Below are 16,550 nucleotides of genomic sequence, written 5' to 3' on the forward strand. Positions count from 1 at the left end.
TGCCCCGGCCTCTCCCGAGCGTCCCACCGTCTTCCCGATGCGCCAGGCTGTCTCTCCAACCCGTCCGGCCACCGAAGCGACCCAACCAACCGCGTCGCCGCTGCCGGTAGAGGGGGTTCTAAGTATAACCGGCAGCACCCGCAACCCAAAAACAAAACAAATCGCAACTTTCTGCAACAGAATTGTGAAACATAAACAATATCAATACTTTACACGAAGGAAAACTCCGCAAACCGTTCAAAAATACCCCCCAAACCACCACAGAAACAAACCCAAAACACCAAATCAGAACTTACACACAGACTTACACACAGACTCACTCAACTCTCGTACATGAATCACGCGTGATCGACCCAAATCGCACAATACCAAACCGCTAGCTGGCGCGTTTCGCAGCGCACTACAACGAAACGCAAAAGGGCCCAGCCACTGGCTGAGCCCTCCCCTTTTCCTGTGGTCTCTTCCGGATATTGGAAGGCGCGATCAGGCCTTGGCCGCAGTAACAATGAACTCCACCAGGAAGTCAGGCAGCGCCAGCTTCGCCTCGCCGCAGGCGCGGGCCGGACTGTGGCCTTCCGGGACCCATGCATCCCAGACCGCGTTCATCTCGGCGAAGTCGGCCATGTCGGCCAGCCAGATGGTCGTCTGCAGCAGGCGCGTCTTGTCAGACCCCACCTCGGCCAGCAGCGCGTCGATCTTGTCGAGGCAATCCTGGGTCTGCTGCGCCACGCTTGCGCCCCTGGTGCCGACCTGACCTGCAAGATAGATGGTGTCGCCATGGGTGACGATCTGGCTCATACGGGCGCCAGTGTGAAGACGGGTGATTTCGGACATTATGTCATTCCTGATGTAAGATGAAAGGGCAAGGCCCCATAGACAGATCCCATAGACAGGCCGCCAGACAGATGCAGCAGCCCGGAACAAGAAGTCGCTAAAGACTTTAGCCGCTGATCACTCGCTCAGCAGCCATTTTCCATCAGCGCCCTTGCAGAACTTGCGTGTGATCTCGCGCGCCGGAGTTGCCCCCTTGGGATGTGCCATGTGCCGCATCACAACACAGCCCGAAGGTTTGCTGCTGACCTTGATCACCCCGTAGGTTCCGGTTTCGGGATTACTCCACTTGACCGAAGAGCCCACCTTGACGTCGGCGTGACCATACAGCGCTGCCTCGGCCGCGCGCATGGCATCAAAGTCACCGGGCGACATGGGCGAGTCTGCCAACATCCGGCTGAGCGGCTTGGCGAACGCGGGCTGTGCAACCACTGCTGTCAGGGCAACCAGTGCAAAAACGGAAAGGTGGGAAAGAGCTTTGGGCATGATATCTCAACCTGAAAGAATGTTTTCAACGCAGCCTATAACAGCAGGCGCGTCCAGCATGACGCAAGCCCGCCCGCCTGTCTATGCCTGCCAACATTCGCGCATAGGCGAACGACGCTTTCTGCTGCCACCGGGCATCCGGCACATTGCCCCCTCAAGAAAACTTGCGGAACAGGCGGGTCGTATCAAACAGGGCATCAAGGCGGTCATAGCGTTCTTTGGTTTCATCCCAGCTGGCCTCTTGGGTGGCCGCGATCATCGCCTCAAGCAGCATCATGGTGGAGATGTTGGAATCCCAGGCCGAGGGGATTTCCACCCAGCAGCTAAAGGCATGCTCCGCCACCGCGGTGATCGGGCTGGCCCATTGATCCGTGATCAGAATCACCTTCACGCCACGCTCTGCTGCCAGTTCGGCCAGCCGCTGCAAATTCGTCTCATACCGGCGCACATCAAACATCAGCAGGGTGTCACCTGCTTCCATGTCCAACACGTAATGCGGCCAGGTCGCCGAAGAAGAGGTCATATGCGTGACCCGCTGCCGGACGGCCTGGAAATGGGTAAAGGCATAATCCGCCAGGGCACGGGTGATCCGGCCGCCGACAACATAAAGGCGTCCGTCGGTATCGGCCAACTGGCGCACGGCGGCATCAAACTGGCCCGAATCCACATTGGAGAATGTCTGGCTCAGGTTATTGGTCACCGCCTGGGAAAACCGATTGAGCATATGCCCCTCTGGTGCCTCTGAGGCCCAGTTGGCGCGCCGCTGGGTCGGGCCAGAAACCTTTGCCTCCAACTCTTTCAGCAGCGCCTGATGGAATTGCGGATAGCCCTTGAAGCCCAATTTTTGCACCATGCGCGCCACCGTTGGCGTTGAAACATCTGCATTGGACGCGACAATGGTAATCGAAGCCAGCCCCGCTGCAGGGTAATTTTCCAGCAGGGAATTGGCAAACTTGCGCTCTGATTGCGTCAGCGTCGCATAGTGATCCCGGATCTTTTCTCGCACGGTGAGTGACGATTTGGTCAAGGCAGGATCCCCCTCGGGTGAATAAAAAACAGGCAACAAGAACAAGACATCTTTGACAAGACCGCTCCGTTTGTCCTTGCGGGAGAAATCTCTTCTGAAATTATATTGACAGAAATAATCCTGCGTGAAAAGATTTTTTCAAAATGAGGAGACCCGAATGTCACTGAGCGATTCCACCGCTCGCAGCGAGGCCTATGAAGTATCCAACGGCGCCGGCCGTGGGAATGCCGTTATCCTGTGCGAGCATGCCAGTCACCACATTCCACCTCGTTATGGCGATCTGGGATTGGCCGAGGCGGATCGCCAGAGCCATGCCGCTTGGGATCCTGGTGCGCGCGCTGTTGCGCGCCTGCTGTCGGATGCGCTGGATGCCCCACTGATTGCTTCCAAGGTGTCGCGCCTCGTCTATGACTGCAACCGCCCACCAGAGGCCGCATCGGCGATGCCCGAAAAATCAGAAGTGATTGAGGTTCCCGGCAATACAAACCTGACCCAGGACCAGCGCGACGAACGTACCGCAACTGTTTACACACCATTCTGCGAGGCCGTCAGCCAGGTAATTTCAACCCGCAAGGCAGCCGGGCTGACAACGGCGCTGATCACCATTCACAGCTTTACGCCGGTCTATTATGGCAGCCCTCGCAGCGTAGAGATCGGAATTTTGCACGATAGCGACAGCCGCCTCGCGGATGCCATGCTGGATCACGCCTCGGCCCTGCCCCATCGCCAGGTCAGCCGAAATGACCCCTATGGCCCCGAAGATGGCGTCACCCATTCGCTGCAGCTGCATGGGCTGCAAAACGGTTTGGCCAATGTCATGATCGAGGTGCGCAATGACCTGCTGCGTACCCCCGAAGACGAGGCCCGGATAGCGGACGAACTGATGGCCCTGCTGCGCCCGGCCCTAGCAGCGACCCAACCCACAGGAGGTGCCGGTGCCTAATCTCATTCTGCGCTACATTCGCGCCGTCGAGGCGATGAACCGGCTGATTGGCCGCTTTGCCATGTACCTGATCTTTGCCCTGATCGGGGTGCTTCTGTGGTCTTCCGTGTCAAAGACTTTCTTCAATCCCTCGCTCTGGACGCTAGAGATGGCCCAGTTCATCATGGTGGCCTACTATATCCTTGGCGGGCCCTATTCGATGCAGATGGGGTCCAACGTGCGGATGGACCTGTTCTATGGCGGCTGGACCACCCGCACCAAGGCGATGGTGGACGCCTTTACCGTACTGTTCCTGATGTTCTATCTCGGCGTGCTGCTCTATGGGGCGGTCAGCTCTATGGCTTATAGCCTGGGCTATTTCGGGATGGAGCCCTTTAGCTTCTTTGGCGATATCCTGGCCACTCTGTTCACCGAAGGCCCAAGCGCGGCCTGGGCCAAAATCGGCTATATCGAGCGCAGCTCTACCGCCTGGCGGCCCTATCTGTGGCCCGTAAAATCCATCCTCTGTTTTGGCGTCTTCCTGATGCTGTTGCAATGTCTTGCCGAATTGTTCCGCGATATCGGCCGTCTTCGCGGAGTCGAAATCTGATGCCCTATGAATTGATCGCGATTGTCATGTTTGCCGGCATGATGCTGATGCTGATGACCGGCCAGCGCGTCTTTGGCGCCATTGGCTTTGTCGGCGCTGTCGCCGGTATGATGCTCTGGGGTACGGGCGGGGTGGAAATTCCCTTTGCCGCCTCGATGAAGCTGATGAAATGGTATCCGCTGCTGACGCTGCCGATGTTCATTTTCATGGGCTATGTGCTGTCGGAATCCAAGATCGCCGATGATCTCTACCGTATGTTCCACGTCTGGATGGGCCCGGTGCAGGGCGGCCTGGCCATTGGCACCATTGGTCTGATGGTGCTGATTTCCGCCATGAACGGCCTGTCGGTGGCCGGGATGGCCATCGGTGCCACCATTGCGCTGCCAGAGCTGCTGCGGCGGGGCTATGACAAGATCCTGGTGACCGGCACCATTCAGGCCGGGTCATCCCTGGGTATTCTGGTGCCGCCTTCGGTGGTTCTGGTGCTTTATGCAATGATCGCACGCCAGCCAGTTGGCCAGCTGTGGCTGGCCGGGGTCATCCCCGGTCTGCTGATGGCCACCATGTTCATCATCTACATCTATATCCGCGCCAAGATGCAGCCGGACCTTGGCCCCGCCATGACCCCGGAAGACCTGGCCGAATATGACCAGGTCAGCAGTCACCCGCTACGACTGAACTTTGTCGTACTGGCCTCCATCGTTATTGTGCCGCTGTTGGTCAAACTGGACATGGTTGCGCCCAAGACCTCTATTGGGGTGGCGCTGGGTGCCGCGGTTCTGGCCTTTACCACCCGCAGCCTGCCGATGTTCTACAAGGATGTATTCCTGAAGGAAAAACACCGCCTGCTGTTTTCCGGCGTTCTGCCCCTGGCGATCTTTGCTGCGATGATGGTGCCCTTTGTCAACGGCTGGACCTCGCTGGTGGAAAGCTCTGCCATTGGTGCCATGACCGCCTTTATCGCGGCCATCCTCAAGGGCCGCATGAACAAGGAGGTGTTTGAAACCTCGGTCCGCTCGACCCTTGGGATTTCCTGCATGTTCATGTGGATCATCCTGGCGGCCCTGGGCTTTGGCGCTATCTTTGATGGGCTGGGCGCGGTCAAGGCAATCGAGGATCTGTTCACAACCCAGCTGGGTCTGAGCCCCTGGATGATCCTGATCCTGATGCAGCTCAGCTTTATCATCATGGGGACCTTCCTGGATGACACAGCGATGCTGGTGATTGTGGCACCGCTGTATGTGCCGCTGGTTGGCGCACTGGGGTTCGATCTGATCTGGTACGGGGTGCTGTACACCATCACCACCCAGATCGCCTATATGACACCACCCTTTGGCTATAACCTGTTCCTGATGCGGGCCATGGCACCGCCGGAAATCGGCCTGAAGGACATCTATATCTCTATCATCCCCTTTGCCGCTGTTATGGTCGTGGCTCTGGCCCTGATCATGATATTCCCACAGATCGCGCTCTGGCTGCCAGAGCTGGTCTACGGCAATTGACCCGGATGGCAGAGTCCCCGAAATAACCCAAGAAGAGCCCCGCTCGGGGGCCCTATTTCACCCCGATCCAACATGGAGAGAGAGTAATGACAACAAGACGTAAGTTCCTGCAAACCGCAGGCGTTGGCGCAATGGCTGCACCTCTGGCAACCCCTGCACTGGCACAATCCACCATCAAATGGCGGATGCAGACCTATGCGGGTGCTGCCCTGGCAGAACACGTGGTGAAGCCCGCCGTTGACATGTTTAACAAGATCGCCGGCGACCGCATGCAGATCGAACTCTATTTTGCCGATCAGCTGGTCCCCACGGGCGAACTGTTCCGCGCCATGCAGCGCGGCACCATCGACGCCGTGCAGTCGGACGATGACTCGATGGCCTCGCCCACCGAAGTCACCGTTTTTGGCGGCTACTTCCCCTTTGGCTCGCGCTATTCGCTCGACGTGCCTGTCCTGTTCAACCAGTACGGCCTGAACGAGATCTGGGATGAGGAATATTCCAAGGTTGGCGTCAAACACATCTCTGCCGGCGCGTGGGATCCCTGCCATTTTGCCACCAAAGACCCGATCCGCAGCCTGGCAGACCTGAAAGGCAAGCGCATCTTTACCTTCCCAACTGCGGGTCGTTTCCTCAGCCAGTTTGGCGTCGTGCCTGTCACCCTGCCGTGGGAAGACATCGAAGTCGCCATGCAGACCGGCGAGTTGGACGGCGTTGCCTGGTCCGGCATCACCGAAGACTACACCGTTGGCTGGGCTGATGTGACCAACTACTTCCTGACCAACAACATCTCTGGTGCCTGGGCTGGATCCTTCTTTGCCAACCAGGGGCGTTGGAACGAACTGCCCGAAGATCTGCAGACCCTGTTCCGCGTCTGCTGTGACCAGTCGCACTACTATCGTCAGTGGTGGTACTGGGGTGGCGAAGCCTCCCTGCGGGTCAATGGCCCCAAGCTGGAGCTGACCTCCATTCCTGACGACGAATGGAAAACCGTCGAAGACGCCGCCGTCAAGTTCTGGGATGAAATCGCTGCCGAAAGCCCCACCAAGGCCAAGGTTGTCGAGGTCTTCAAGAAGTACAACTCTGACATGCAAAAGGCCGGTCGCCCCTACCGCTACGGCTAAATCAAATTGCCCCGGCGCCGCTGTGCCGGGGCACCCTCTGCTATACAGGAAAGTACCCCATGACTGGTGTTCTGAGTTTTGACGATCTGAAAGCCCAAGTTGCAAATGGCGATGTAGATACCGTGTTGGTCTGCCTTGTCGACATGCAGGGACGCCTGATGGGTAAGCGTTTTCATGCGCAACACTTTATCAATGGCGCCTGGGAAGAAACCCATTGCTGCAACTATCTGCTGGCCACCGACCTGGAGATGGCAACCCCCGACGGCTTTGCCTCGACCAGCTGGGAAAACGGCTACGGCGATTATGTCATGAAGCCCGATCTGGCCACCCTGCGCCCCCTCCCCTGGCTTGAAAGCACAGTGATGGTGCTCTGTGATGTACTGGATCATCATAGCCATGAAGAAGTTCCCCACAGCCCCCGCGCCATTCTGAAAAAACAGATCCGCCGCCTGGCCGCGCTTGGCTTTGATGCCATGACCGCAACCGAGCTGGAGTTTTTCCTGTTTGAAAAAGACTTTGACGCGATCCGCAAAGAGGGTTTCCGCGACCTGCAGCCGATCTCTGGCTACAACGAAGACTACAACATCCTGCAAACCACCAAGGAAGAACACGTGATGCGCCCGCTGCGCAATCACCTGTGGAATGCCGGCATTCCGGTGGAATGTACCAAGGGCGAGGCCGAGACCGGCCAGGAAGAGCTGAACATCAAATATGGCCGCGCTCAGGATACCGCCGATTTCCACACCATCGCCAAACATGCCACCAAGGAAATCGCCTGGCAGCAGGGCCATGCCGTGACCTTCCTGCCCAAATGGCACCGCGACAAGGTCGGCTCTTCCAGCCATGTGCACCAGTCGCTGTGGCAGGATGGCAAACCCGCCTTTTATGACGCGCAAGACGAGCTGGGCATGTCGGCGCTGATGAAAAGCTACATGGCGGGCCTGTTGAAATATGCGCCCGACTACACCTATTTCATGGCGCCCTATATCAACAGCTACAAGCGCTTCATGAAGGGCACCTTTGCCCCCACCCGGATCATCTGGTCGGTAGACAACCGTACCGCCGGCTACCGGCTCTGTGGTGTTGGCAGCAAGGCCATCCGGGTAGAGTGTCGCATTCCGGGGTCGGACATGAATCCCTACCTGGCAATGGGCGCGATGCTGGCCGCCGGCATTGCCGGCATCGAAGAGGGGCTGGAGTTGCAGGCCCCGGCCACGGGTGATGTCTATCAGGGCGACAGCGGGCTGATCCCTGAAACCCTGCGCGAGGCCCGGCTGAGCCTCAAGGGATCAGAGATGCTGCGCGCCGCCATGGGCGACGATGTGGTGGAGCACTACACGCGTGCCGCCGAGGTCGAGATTGAAGATTTCGACCGCGTCGTCACCGACTATGAAATCGCCCGCGGGTTTGAGCGCGCCTAGCGGCGCGCGGCCTTCGGCGAAGGTATTTTTGGCAAGATGAAGGGGGGCCTCCCCTTTCAAACGAGATGAGGATGAACATGGGCCAGACCCTGAAATGTATCTCTCCGATTGACGGATCGGTTTATGCAGAGCGCCAGACCCTGTCCCGCGACGAGGGATTTGCTGTCGCCACTGCGGCGCGCGCAGCGCAAAAGGCCTGGGCTGCACGCCCGGTGCAGGAACGCATCGATCTGGTAATGGCCGGTGTTGCCGCCATTGGCGCGATGAATGATGAAATCGTTCCCGAGCTGGCCCATATGATGGGGCGCCCGGTGCGCTATGGCGGCGAATTTGGCGGCTTTAACGAGCGCAGCTCCTACATGGCGGAGATTGCCGAAACCGCGCTGGCAGATATCGAAGTTGGCGATGATGCTGACTTTAAACGCTACATCAAGCGGGTGCCACATGGGGTTGTCTTTATCGTCGCCCCCTGGAACTATCCCTATATGACGGCCATCAACACGCTAGCGCCGGCTTTGATTGCCGGTAATACCGTGGTGCTGAAACATGCCACGCAAACCCTGCTTGTTGGTGAGCGGATGGCGGCGGCGTTCCAATCCGCTGGGGTTCCGGCTGAGGTATTCCAGAACGTTTTCCTGGACCATGACACCACCTCGGCCCTGATTGCTGAGCGCGCCTTTGACTTTGTCAATTTCACCGGATCGGTTGGCGGCGGCCAGGCAATGGAACGCGCGGCAGCAGGCACCTTTACGGGTGTCGGCACCGAACTGGGCGGCAAAGATCCCGGCTATGTGATGGAAGACGCGGATCTGGATGCGGCCGTGGATACGCTGATTGACGGCGCCATGTTCAATGCCGGTCAGTGCTGCTGCGGCATTGAACGCATCTATGTTCACGAAAGCCTTTATGATGAGTTTGTCGCCAAGGCGGTCGAGATCGTCAAAGGGTACAAGCTTGGCAACCCACTGGATGAGGCCACAACCATGGGCCCAATGGCCAATGTGCGTTTTGCCGCCGAAGTGCGTGCCCAGATCGACGAAGCCGTCGCAGCAGGGGCTGTGGCGCATATCGACACCATGGCCGAAGACGACGGTGGCGCCTATCTGACACCGCAGATCCTGACAAATGTCACCCATGAAATGCGGGTGATGCGCGACGAGAGCTTTGGCCCGGTGGTTGGTATCATGAAAGTGTCGTCGGACGCCGAAGCGATCGCCCTGATGAATGACAGCGAATTTGGCCTCACCGCCTCGCTCTGGACCCGTGATCTGGACCGCGCCGCCCGCATCGGTGACGAGATCGAGACTGGCACCGTGTTCCTGAACCGTGCCGATTATCTGGATCCCAGCCTATGCTGGACGGGGTGCAAGAACACCGGTCGCGGTGGTGGACTGTCGGTCATCGGTTATCAGAACCTCACCCGACCCAAGAGCTATCACCTGAAGAAGGTGGCGGGGTAACCCTATCGGCCCGAACTGGAAACAGGTCGGGCCACCATAGCCCTGGGCATGCCGCCCGAGGGCAGAGTGTTACGTTGGCCCCTGCGGCCACATATGAAAGGCGAAGATATGTCTCTCGTTGGAAACTGGTCCTACCCGACCGCAATCAAATTCGGCGCTGGCCGGATCAAGGAACTGGGGGAGGCCTGCGCCGCCGCCGGGATCAAGAAGCCCCTGCTGGTCACAGACAAGGGTCTGGCGGATCTGCCGGTCACCAAAGGCACCCTCGACATCATGGAGGCTGCAGGCCTGGGACGCGGCATCTTCTTTGAAGTGGACCCGAACCCAAATGAGAAAAACCTGGAGGCCGGGGTCGCGGTCTATAATGCAGGTGGCCACGATGGCGTCATTGCCTTTGGTGGCGGCTCTGGCCTGGATTTGGGCAAGATGGTTGCTTTCATGGCGGGCCAAACCCGCCCGATCTGGGATTTTGAAGACATTGGCGATTGGTGGACCCGCGCCGATGCTGATGCCATTGCGCCGATCATCGCGGTACCCACCACGGCTGGCACCGGCTCTGAAGTGGGGCGCGCCAGCGTCATCACCGATAGCGTCAGCCATGTAAAAAAGATCATCTTCCATCCCAAGGTGCTGCCTGCGGTCGTGATCTGTGATCCCGAGCTGACCGTTGGTATGCCCAAGTTCATCACCGCCGGCACTGGCCTGGATGCCTTTGCCCATTGTGTCGAGGCCTTTTCCTCGCCGCATTACCATCCGATGTCGCAGGGCATCGCACTGGAAGGTATGCGCCTGGTCAAAGACTATCTGCCACGCGCCTATGCCGATGGCACCGATATCGAAGCCCGCGCGCAGATGATGTCTGCCGCTGCCATGGGGGCCACCGGCTTTCAAAAGGGGCTGGGTGCTATCCATGCCATGAGCCACCCAATCGGTGCGCATTTCAACACACATCACGGCACCACCAATGCGGTCTGCATGCCCGCCGTGCTGCAATTCAACGCGTCGGCGATTGCCGATCGCTTTGACAAGGCAGCCGCCTATCTGGGCATCGAGGGGGGCTTTGACGGGTTCTGCGGCTATGTGCAGGAGTTGAACGACAGCATGGGCATTCCGCGCAAGCTGTCGGATCTGGGCGTCACCGAGGCCGCAATCCCCGATCTGGTCAAAGGCGCCATCATCGACCCCTCTTGCGGGGGCAACCCGATTGAGCTGACCGAGGCCAATCTGACAGAGCTGTTCAAGGCTGCCCTGTAAGGCGCTTTCTCATCGCGATAGCAAAGAAAATGAGCCCCTCGGCATATCCTGCCGGGGGGCTTTTACATTGCGTGCAGCCAAGCTGCGCAAAATGAGCACCCGTATTGTGGCCCTGGGACATCTGATCCCCGCAAAGGCCGATCCCATAGCGAGAGTGCAGATGAACGCGATGCGTTCTAAAGCGACTGGCCGAGGTTGATCCGCGGGCTGAGGATTTCGCGAATGGGCGCCAGATCGGCAGCGCTGTCGCGGGCTTGCAGCACAATCTCGGCGGCGCGTTCGCCAATGGGGCGGCGACAGGCATCCGTGGTGGCCAACTGCAAGGGCAGGCCTTCCAGAATCGGCAGGTTGTTGAAACCGGCCAGCGCCACATCCTGCGGCACCGAAAGGCCTTCTGCCAGACAATGCATATAGCCGCCCACGCTCATCACATCGCTGGAGTAATAGATGCAGTCTAGGTCCGGTTGGCGGGCCAACATCTGCTCTGTCAGCAGTCGCCCCGTCGCAATCGCGCTATCGCCAGCATAGTGTTTCAAATCAGTCAGCGCGATGCCCTGCTCTGCCAGACCCGAAACAAAGCCGTCATAGCGTTTTCGCGCGCGAAAATCCTGCGGCATCTTGGTGCCAATAAAGCCGATACGCCGATAGCCCCGCGCCAGAATCTGCGCCGCCATGTCCCGCCCGGCCTGCAGATGCGAGATGCCAACGCAGTGGCGCAGCGGGGTGCCATCCGCATCCATAACCTCGACCACCGGGCAATCGGCCTGCAGCAGCATTTTCTGGGTTGCTTCACTGTGCTCCAACCCGGCGACGATCAAACCCGAGGGTCGCCAGCTCAGCATTTCGCGGATCACCTCTTCTTCTTCATCCATTTCATAGCCCGAGATCCCCACCACCGGTTTCAGCGGGCTTTGCTTCAGCACCGAGGAAATCCCCGAAAGCACCTCGGGGAAAACAAAACTGTTGAGCGAGGGAACAACCACCGCCACCAGATTTACCGATTGCGACGACAGAGACCCCGCAATGCGATTGGGCACATAGCCATGGGCACGGGCAATTTCCTCGACCTTGGCACGGGTTGCGTTGGACACATCCGGTGCGCCACGCAGCGCACGGCTGGCGGTCATCTCGCTAACACCGGCAAGCCGGGCAACGTCCTTCAAAAGCATTTTTTTGATCATGTCGCATGGTCCTGCACTTCGCGCCCCACCGCAAGGGCAACAGGGTCAGCTCGCGGCATTGAGGGTTGCATTTTACCGATGTTATCGCTACCGATATCGCAAACGTTAGCGATAACAAATCAAAATCACGGCGCAGATCTGCTGCGCAGTAAACTGGAGCTCTCTGATGACCCTGAAAATCGCCATCAATGGATTTGGCCGCATTGGCCGTGGTGTTATGCGGGCCCTGCTGGAAAGCGGTGCCCAGGACATCGAAATCGTCGCGATCAATGATCTGGCCCCAGCGCAAACCCTGGCGCATCTGCTGAAATATGATTCTGTGCATGGACGGCTAAAGGCGGCGGTGCAGCACAGCGACGACAGCCTTACAGTTGCAGGCAAGACCCTTCGGCTTAGCGCGCTGCGCGATCCCAAGGATCTATCCTGGGGTGATGTCGATATCGCCTTTGAGTGCACCGGGCGCTTTACCAGCCGCGACGCCGCTGCCGCGCATCTGGGCAATGGCTCCAAGCGCGTCCTGCTGTCCGCTCCAGGCAAGGATATGGACCGCACCGTGGTCTACGGCGTCAATCACACCGATCTGACAGCCGCCGATCTAATTGTCTCCAACGCCTCTTGCACCACCAACTGCCTCGCCCCGGTTGCGCAGGTGCTGGACCAGAGCTTTGGCATCCAGACTGGTTATATGACCACGATCCACGCCTATACCGGGGATCAGCCAACCCATGACAGCCCACACAGTGACCTCTATCGTGGTCGCGCAGCCGCCCTGTCGATGGTTCCCACCTCAACTGGGGCGGCCCGCGCCATCGCAGAGGTGCTTCCAAAGCTGAAAGGGCGGCTGGAAGGCTCTGCCATCCGGGTGCCCACGCCCAATGTATCCGTGGTGGATCTCAGCTTTATGCCGGAACGCCCCGCCACCGTTGATGCGGTGAATGCCGCCCTGCAAGAGGCCGCAAATGGCGCGCTCAACGGGGTGCTGTCCTATGAAGTCGATCCGATGGTTTCGATTGATTTCAACCATGATCCACATTCGTCTTGCTTTGCAGCGGGGCAAACCTCGGTCACCGAGGGGGGATTGGTCCGCGTGGTCAGCTGGTATGACAATGAATGGGGCTTTTCCAACCGGATGCTGGACACAGCTCGCCACATGGGCAGCTTGATCTAAAGCCAACCACGCGCGGCACCTGGCAGGCAGGCATGCCCCGCCCCTGGGGGCCGCCCTTTTCCTACTGACCCTTGCCATGCATCCCCAATGAATGGCACTCTGACCGCATCGAAATGTCAGCGCCGTGTACGGTTCCAGCCAAAGGGGAAAAGGTCTGAAATCCGTTCGCCTCAGATTGCTTTTGCTGGCGCTGCTGCCCCTGGCGGTGCTGATGCCGCTGTTGCTAACCCTGGCAATGGCGCGCTGGAACGCGGATTATGATGCGGTTCTCATCGCAAAGGTGGAAAGCGATCTGCGCATCGCGGAACAATATCTGGGGCACCTGCAGACCGGCAGTGCCGAAAGCCTGCACAGCATTGCAAACTCCACCGATTTTCAACTGGCCCTGACCAAAGGACCGGCAGCGGTTCAGGCCCACCTGGCCCCCCTGCGCGCCGCGTTGCAGCTGGATTTTCTGGAATATCTTACGCCTCGGGATCTGACTTCGACCCTGGGGGAATGGCCAGTGGTGCAGGCAGCCGTCAACGGGCAGCGCGCGGCACAGATTGACATTTTTTCACCGCAGGACCTGGCACAGGCCCTGCCGCATATGGTGGAAGATGCCCGTATCCCGCTGATTGAAACCGAGGCCGCAGCACCGACACAGCGACAGGTCGAGGATCGTGGCATGATGTTGCATGCCACGGCCCCCGTCGCCGCCACTGGCCATCACGGCGTGCTGCGTGGTGGGCGCCTGCTGAACCGCAATCTCGACTTCATCGACACCCTGAATGCGCTGGTCTATCTTGGCGGGCCCGCCGATCAGAACCGGCAGGGCACCGCCACCCTGTTTCTGGATGACACCCGCATTTCCACCAATGTGCGCCTGTTCGAAGATGTGCGCGCCCTTGGCACCCGCGTCTCTGCCGTGGTGCGCAACAAGGTGCTGGACGAGGGGCGCACCTGGCTGGACCGCGCCTTTGTGGTCAATGACTGGTATATCTCGGGCTATCTGCCACTGACCGACAGTTTTGGCAGCCGCGTTGGCATGCTCTATGTCGGTTTTCTCGAAGCGCCCTATACCGCTGCCAAAGGTGAGGCCTATTGGACCATTATCGCGGTATTCCTTCTCGTCATGGTCCTATCTGCGCCGCTTTTCTTGTGGCTGGCCAAGGGGATATTCGCGCCCCTGGAACGAATGAGCCATACGATGAAGCGGGTCGAACGTGGCGATTTGACCGCCCGCAACGGCACCACACGCCGACAGGATGAAATTGGCCAGGTCGCAGGCCACCTCGACAGCCTGTTGGACCAGATCCAGGACCGTGACCAGCGCCTGCGCGATTGGGCGGACGAGCTGAACGCCCGTGTGGACAGGCGCACTGCGGAACTACGCGATGCCAACAAGAAGCTGGAAGAAACCTTCAAACAGCTGGTGATGAGCGAAAAGCTTGCCTCTATTGGTGAAATCACCGCTGGTGTCGCGCATGAGATCAACAACCCGGTGGCGGTGATCCAGGGAAATGTTGATGTCATCCGCATGACCCTGGGCGAGGCTGCAGGCGAGTTGCAGACCGAACTGAACCTGATCGACAATCAGGTCATGCGCATTGGCGCCATCGTCGGCAAGCTGCTGCAATTCGCCCGACCGTCTGAATTTGGCACCTTTGAGGAAAGCCTCGATCTTGCGCCTCTGGTCAGCGATTGTCTGGTGCTGGTGGACCATGTGATTTCGCGTCAGACCATTCAGGTGGACAAGCGCTTTGCCGAAGGTGAAAATGCGCCCCCGCCGGTGCGGATTGACCCCGGAGAGCTGCAGCAGGTGGTGATCAACCTGATCCTCAACGCCACCCAGGCGATGGCCGGGGCCGGCAGTTTGACCCTGTCTCTTTGCGCTGCGGAACGTGATGGCAAGGTGGGGGCGCTGCTGACGGTCGCTGACACCGGCTGCGGCATTGCCGAAGATCAGATTGGCGCCGTGTTTAATCCGTTTTACACTACCAAACTGGGCGAAGGGACTGGCCTGGGGCTCTCTATCAGTCAGACCCTGGTACAGCGCGCCGGCGGGATCATCTCGGCCTTCAATCGCGCCGAAGGTGGGGCTGCCTTCTCGATCTGGCTGCCCGCCGCCGCACCAGAGCAGGCAAACATCGCCTGACCAAGGGGCACGGCGGCCCAGGCTAAAACAGGTGCGGCGCAAGCGAGGTCAAAGGTCCCAGCTCGCGCATTTGCGATCAACAGTTTTTCGCGACACCCCAAGACGGCGCGCCGCCTCGGCCCGGTTACCATCGCAGGCGTCCAGCACATGCATGATATGGCGCTGGGTCACCAAATCCAGCGATTCAACTGCAGCAGCCCCGGTGATGGCCCCCTTGCCGGCAAACTCTTCTGGGAATTCCCCCAAAATCACCGAACGTTCAATCAGATTGCGCAGCTCGCGCACATTGCCGGGCCAGTCATAGCGCGCGAACTTCAACAGGGTCTCTTCGTTCAACTCCAGCGCCTCCATGCCAAGGCTGCTGGCGAATTGTTCCATGAACAGGGCTGCCAGCTCGACGATGTCTTCAATGCGCTCTTTCAAGGGGGGCATCTGGATCTCGACCACATTGATCCGGTGATACAGATCCGCCCGAAAGCGCCCGTCTTCAACGGCGGTTTGCAGATCGGCATTGGTGGCAAAAAGAAACCGCAGGTTCAGCGGAATATCCCGCTCGGCACCAACCGGGCGCACCCGCTGATCCTCAAGCACCCGCAGCAGCGCCGCCTGTACCTGATCAGGCATCTGCGCCACCTCATCGAGAAACAGCGTGCCCCCGTCAGCATGCAGGAACAATCCGTCCTTGCGGCGGTTCTGTTCATCAATCTGGCCAAACAGCTCATAGGCGATGCGGTCCGGTGCAATCCCGGCACAGTTCACCGCCACAAAGGGTTGCATCGCGCGGTCAGACAGCGAATGCAGGGTGCGCGCGGCGATTTCCTTGCCAGTGCCACTGGCCCCGGTGAACAATACCGGCGTTGGCAGCGGTGCCAGGCGGTGCAGCATATCGCGTGCCTGACTGATAGCAGGCGATATGCCCAACAGCCGTCCGCGTGCCGCGCTGCCTTCGGCCAGAAGTTCATGCTTCAACAAATAGTTTTCGCGCCGCAAATATTTGCGATCCAGCGCCCTCGCCACAGAGTTGAGGATCTGATTGGCCCGAAACGGTTTCAGCACGAAATCGGCAACCCCGGTGCGCAGCGCCAGAATAGCCGTTTCCAGATCAGCGTAGGCTGTCACCAGAATGGTATCGGCAAACAGCCCCACCCGGCGCTGTTCCTGCACCCATTCCAGCCCGGTTTTGCCCGGCATGATATTGTCCAGAATGATCAGATCAAAATGCGCCCGATCCAGAATGGTCGAGGCCTCGGCAGCAGATGCGGCCTGTTCAACCCGTTTGCAGCGCGGTGCCAGGATCTTGGTCAGAAAGTTGCGCATGCCCGGTTCGTCATCAATCACCAGGATCGAGGCATTGGCCAGGTTCTCTCCGTATTCGTCGCTTGCGCCTTCTGCCCGCGTCATTGCCGCCACTGCCCTGTCTTTCATTGCTG

15 protein-coding genes are annotated in these 16,550 nt (G+C 59.1%); 10 read left to right on the forward strand and 5 right to left on the reverse strand.

Annotated features, from left to right (window positions below; translation table 11 throughout):
- Positions 1–337: hypothetical protein (locus P2081_RS12135; protein WP_278923138.1), on the forward strand; the 337-nt coding region annotated here is incomplete at its 5' end.
- A 146-nt stretch (positions 338–483) separates the two neighbouring features.
- Here P2081_RS12135 and P2081_RS12140 read toward each other — a convergent pair.
- From P2081_RS12140 to P2081_RS12150, 3 genes are all read right to left on the reverse strand, one after another.
- Positions 484–834 carry a RidA family protein gene (locus P2081_RS12140; RefSeq protein WP_278923139.1) on the reverse strand — a complete coding sequence of 117 codons (351 nt, stop codon included), beginning with the start codon at positions 832–834 and terminating at the stop codon, positions 484–486.
- Between the two features lie 117 nt (positions 835–951).
- Positions 952–1,317: a hypothetical protein gene (locus P2081_RS12145; RefSeq protein WP_278923140.1), complete on the reverse strand. Its 366-nt coding sequence runs from the start codon at positions 1,315–1,317 to the stop codon at positions 952–954.
- A gap of 154 nt (positions 1,318–1,471) precedes the next feature.
- On the reverse strand, positions 1,472–2,344 hold the full coding sequence (locus tag P2081_RS12150; RefSeq protein ID WP_278923141.1) for a MurR/RpiR family transcriptional regulator: 873 nt from the start codon (positions 2,342–2,344) through the stop codon (positions 1,472–1,474).
- Positions 2,345–2,501: 157 nt separating this feature from the next.
- On the opposite strand from P2081_RS12150, the gene P2081_RS12155 reads away from it, so the two are divergent.
- The 7 genes from P2081_RS12155 (at position 2,502) to P2081_RS12185 (ending at position 10,634) form a co-directional block, all read left to right on the forward strand.
- Complete coding sequence (locus P2081_RS12155) at positions 2,502–3,287, forward strand: N-formylglutamate amidohydrolase (protein ID WP_278923142.1); 786 nt, start codon at positions 2,502–2,504, stop codon at positions 3,285–3,287.
- A gap of 34 nt (positions 3,288–3,321) precedes the next feature.
- Positions 3,322–3,876, forward strand: coding sequence for a TRAP transporter small permease subunit (locus P2081_RS12160; protein WP_269751834.1), 555 nt, complete (start codon positions 3,322–3,324; stop codon positions 3,874–3,876).
- Positions 3,876–5,378 carry a TRAP transporter large permease gene (locus P2081_RS12165; RefSeq protein ID WP_278923144.1) on the forward strand — a complete coding sequence of 501 codons (1,503 nt, stop codon included), beginning with the start codon at positions 3,876–3,878 and terminating at the stop codon, positions 5,376–5,378. Before P2081_RS12160 ends, P2081_RS12165 begins: the two co-directional genes overlap by 1 nt.
- A gap of 86 nt (positions 5,379–5,464) precedes the next feature.
- A complete protein-coding gene (locus P2081_RS12170; RefSeq protein WP_278923145.1) occupies positions 5,465–6,499 on the forward strand; it encodes a TRAP transporter substrate-binding protein in 1,035 nt (344 codons plus the stop codon).
- A 59-nt stretch (positions 6,500–6,558) separates the two neighbouring features.
- A complete protein-coding gene (locus tag P2081_RS12175) occupies positions 6,559–7,920 on the forward strand; it encodes a glutamine synthetase family protein (protein ID WP_278923146.1) in 1,362 nt (453 codons plus the stop codon).
- A 77-nt stretch (positions 7,921–7,997) separates the two neighbouring features.
- Positions 7,998–9,380: an aldehyde dehydrogenase family protein gene (locus tag P2081_RS12180; RefSeq protein WP_278923147.1), complete on the forward strand. Its 1,383-nt coding sequence runs from the start codon at positions 7,998–8,000 to the stop codon at positions 9,378–9,380.
- Between the two features lie 108 nt (positions 9,381–9,488).
- Positions 9,489–10,634: an iron-containing alcohol dehydrogenase gene (locus P2081_RS12185; protein WP_278923148.1), complete on the forward strand. Its 1,146-nt coding sequence runs from the start codon at positions 9,489–9,491 to the stop codon at positions 10,632–10,634.
- Positions 10,635–10,810: 176 nt separating this feature from the next.
- On the opposite strand, the gene P2081_RS12190 is transcribed toward P2081_RS12185, so the two are convergent.
- Positions 10,811–11,815: a LacI family DNA-binding transcriptional regulator gene (locus P2081_RS12190; RefSeq protein WP_278923149.1), complete on the reverse strand. Its 1,005-nt coding sequence runs from the start codon at positions 11,813–11,815 to the stop codon at positions 10,811–10,813.
- Positions 11,816–11,981: 166 nt separating this feature from the next.
- Here P2081_RS12190 and gap point away from each other — a divergent pair, with 166 nt between their 5' ends.
- Together gap and P2081_RS12200 are read left to right on the forward strand one after the other, a co-directional pair.
- On the forward strand, positions 11,982–12,983 hold the full coding sequence (gap, locus tag P2081_RS12195; RefSeq protein WP_278923150.1) for a type I glyceraldehyde-3-phosphate dehydrogenase: 1,002 nt from the start codon (positions 11,982–11,984) through the stop codon (positions 12,981–12,983).
- A gap of 211 nt (positions 12,984–13,194) precedes the next feature.
- A complete protein-coding gene (locus P2081_RS12200) occupies positions 13,195–15,120 on the forward strand; it encodes a sensor histidine kinase (RefSeq protein WP_278923151.1) in 1,926 nt (641 codons plus the stop codon).
- Positions 15,121–15,168: 48 nt separating this feature from the next.
- On the opposite strand, the gene P2081_RS12205 is transcribed toward P2081_RS12200, so the two are convergent.
- Positions 15,169–16,545: a sigma-54-dependent transcriptional regulator gene (locus P2081_RS12205; protein WP_278923152.1), complete on the reverse strand. Its 1,377-nt coding sequence runs from the start codon at positions 16,543–16,545 to the stop codon at positions 15,169–15,171.
- Between the last annotated feature and the right edge of the window lie 5 nt (positions 16,546–16,550).

The sequence above is a fragment of the Pseudophaeobacter profundi genome (assembly GCF_029697505.1).
GTDB lineage: Bacteria > Pseudomonadota > Alphaproteobacteria > Rhodobacterales > Rhodobacteraceae > Pseudophaeobacter > Pseudophaeobacter profundi.

Coding starts and splice junctions, on each gene's coding strand:
- P2081_RS12205 (WP_278923152.1), bottom strand. CDS start 16,545: ATGAAAGACAGGGCAGTGGCGGCAATGACGCGGGCAGAAGGCGCAAGC.
- P2081_RS12175 (WP_278923146.1), top strand. CDS start 6,559: ATGACTGGTGTTCTGAGTTTTGACGATCTGAAAGCCCAAGTTGCAAAT.
- P2081_RS12185 (WP_278923148.1), top strand. CDS start 9,489: ATGTCTCTCGTTGGAAACTGGTCCTACCCGACCGCAATCAAATTCGGC.
- gap (WP_278923150.1), top strand. CDS start 11,982: ATGACCCTGAAAATCGCCATCAATGGATTTGGCCGCATTGGCCGTGGT.
- P2081_RS12145 (WP_278923140.1), bottom strand. CDS start 1,317: ATGCCCAAAGCTCTTTCCCACCTTTCCGTTTTTGCACTGGTTGCCCTG.
- P2081_RS12155 (WP_278923142.1), top strand. CDS start 2,502: ATGTCACTGAGCGATTCCACCGCTCGCAGCGAGGCCTATGAAGTATCC.
- P2081_RS12170 (WP_278923145.1), top strand. CDS start 5,465: ATGACAACAAGACGTAAGTTCCTGCAAACCGCAGGCGTTGGCGCAATG.
- P2081_RS12190 (WP_278923149.1), bottom strand. CDS start 11,815: ATGATCAAAAAAATGCTTTTGAAGGACGTTGCCCGGCTTGCCGGTGTT.
- P2081_RS12180 (WP_278923147.1), top strand. CDS start 7,998: ATGGGCCAGACCCTGAAATGTATCTCTCCGATTGACGGATCGGTTTAT.
- P2081_RS12140 (WP_278923139.1), bottom strand. CDS start 834: ATGTCCGAAATCACCCGTCTTCACACTGGCGCCCGTATGAGCCAGATC.
- P2081_RS12160 (WP_269751834.1), top strand. CDS start 3,322: ATGAACCGGCTGATTGGCCGCTTTGCCATGTACCTGATCTTTGCCCTG.
- P2081_RS12165 (WP_278923144.1), top strand. CDS start 3,876: ATGCCCTATGAATTGATCGCGATTGTCATGTTTGCCGGCATGATGCTG.
- P2081_RS12200 (WP_278923151.1), top strand. CDS start 13,195: ATGCCGCTGTTGCTAACCCTGGCAATGGCGCGCTGGAACGCGGATTAT.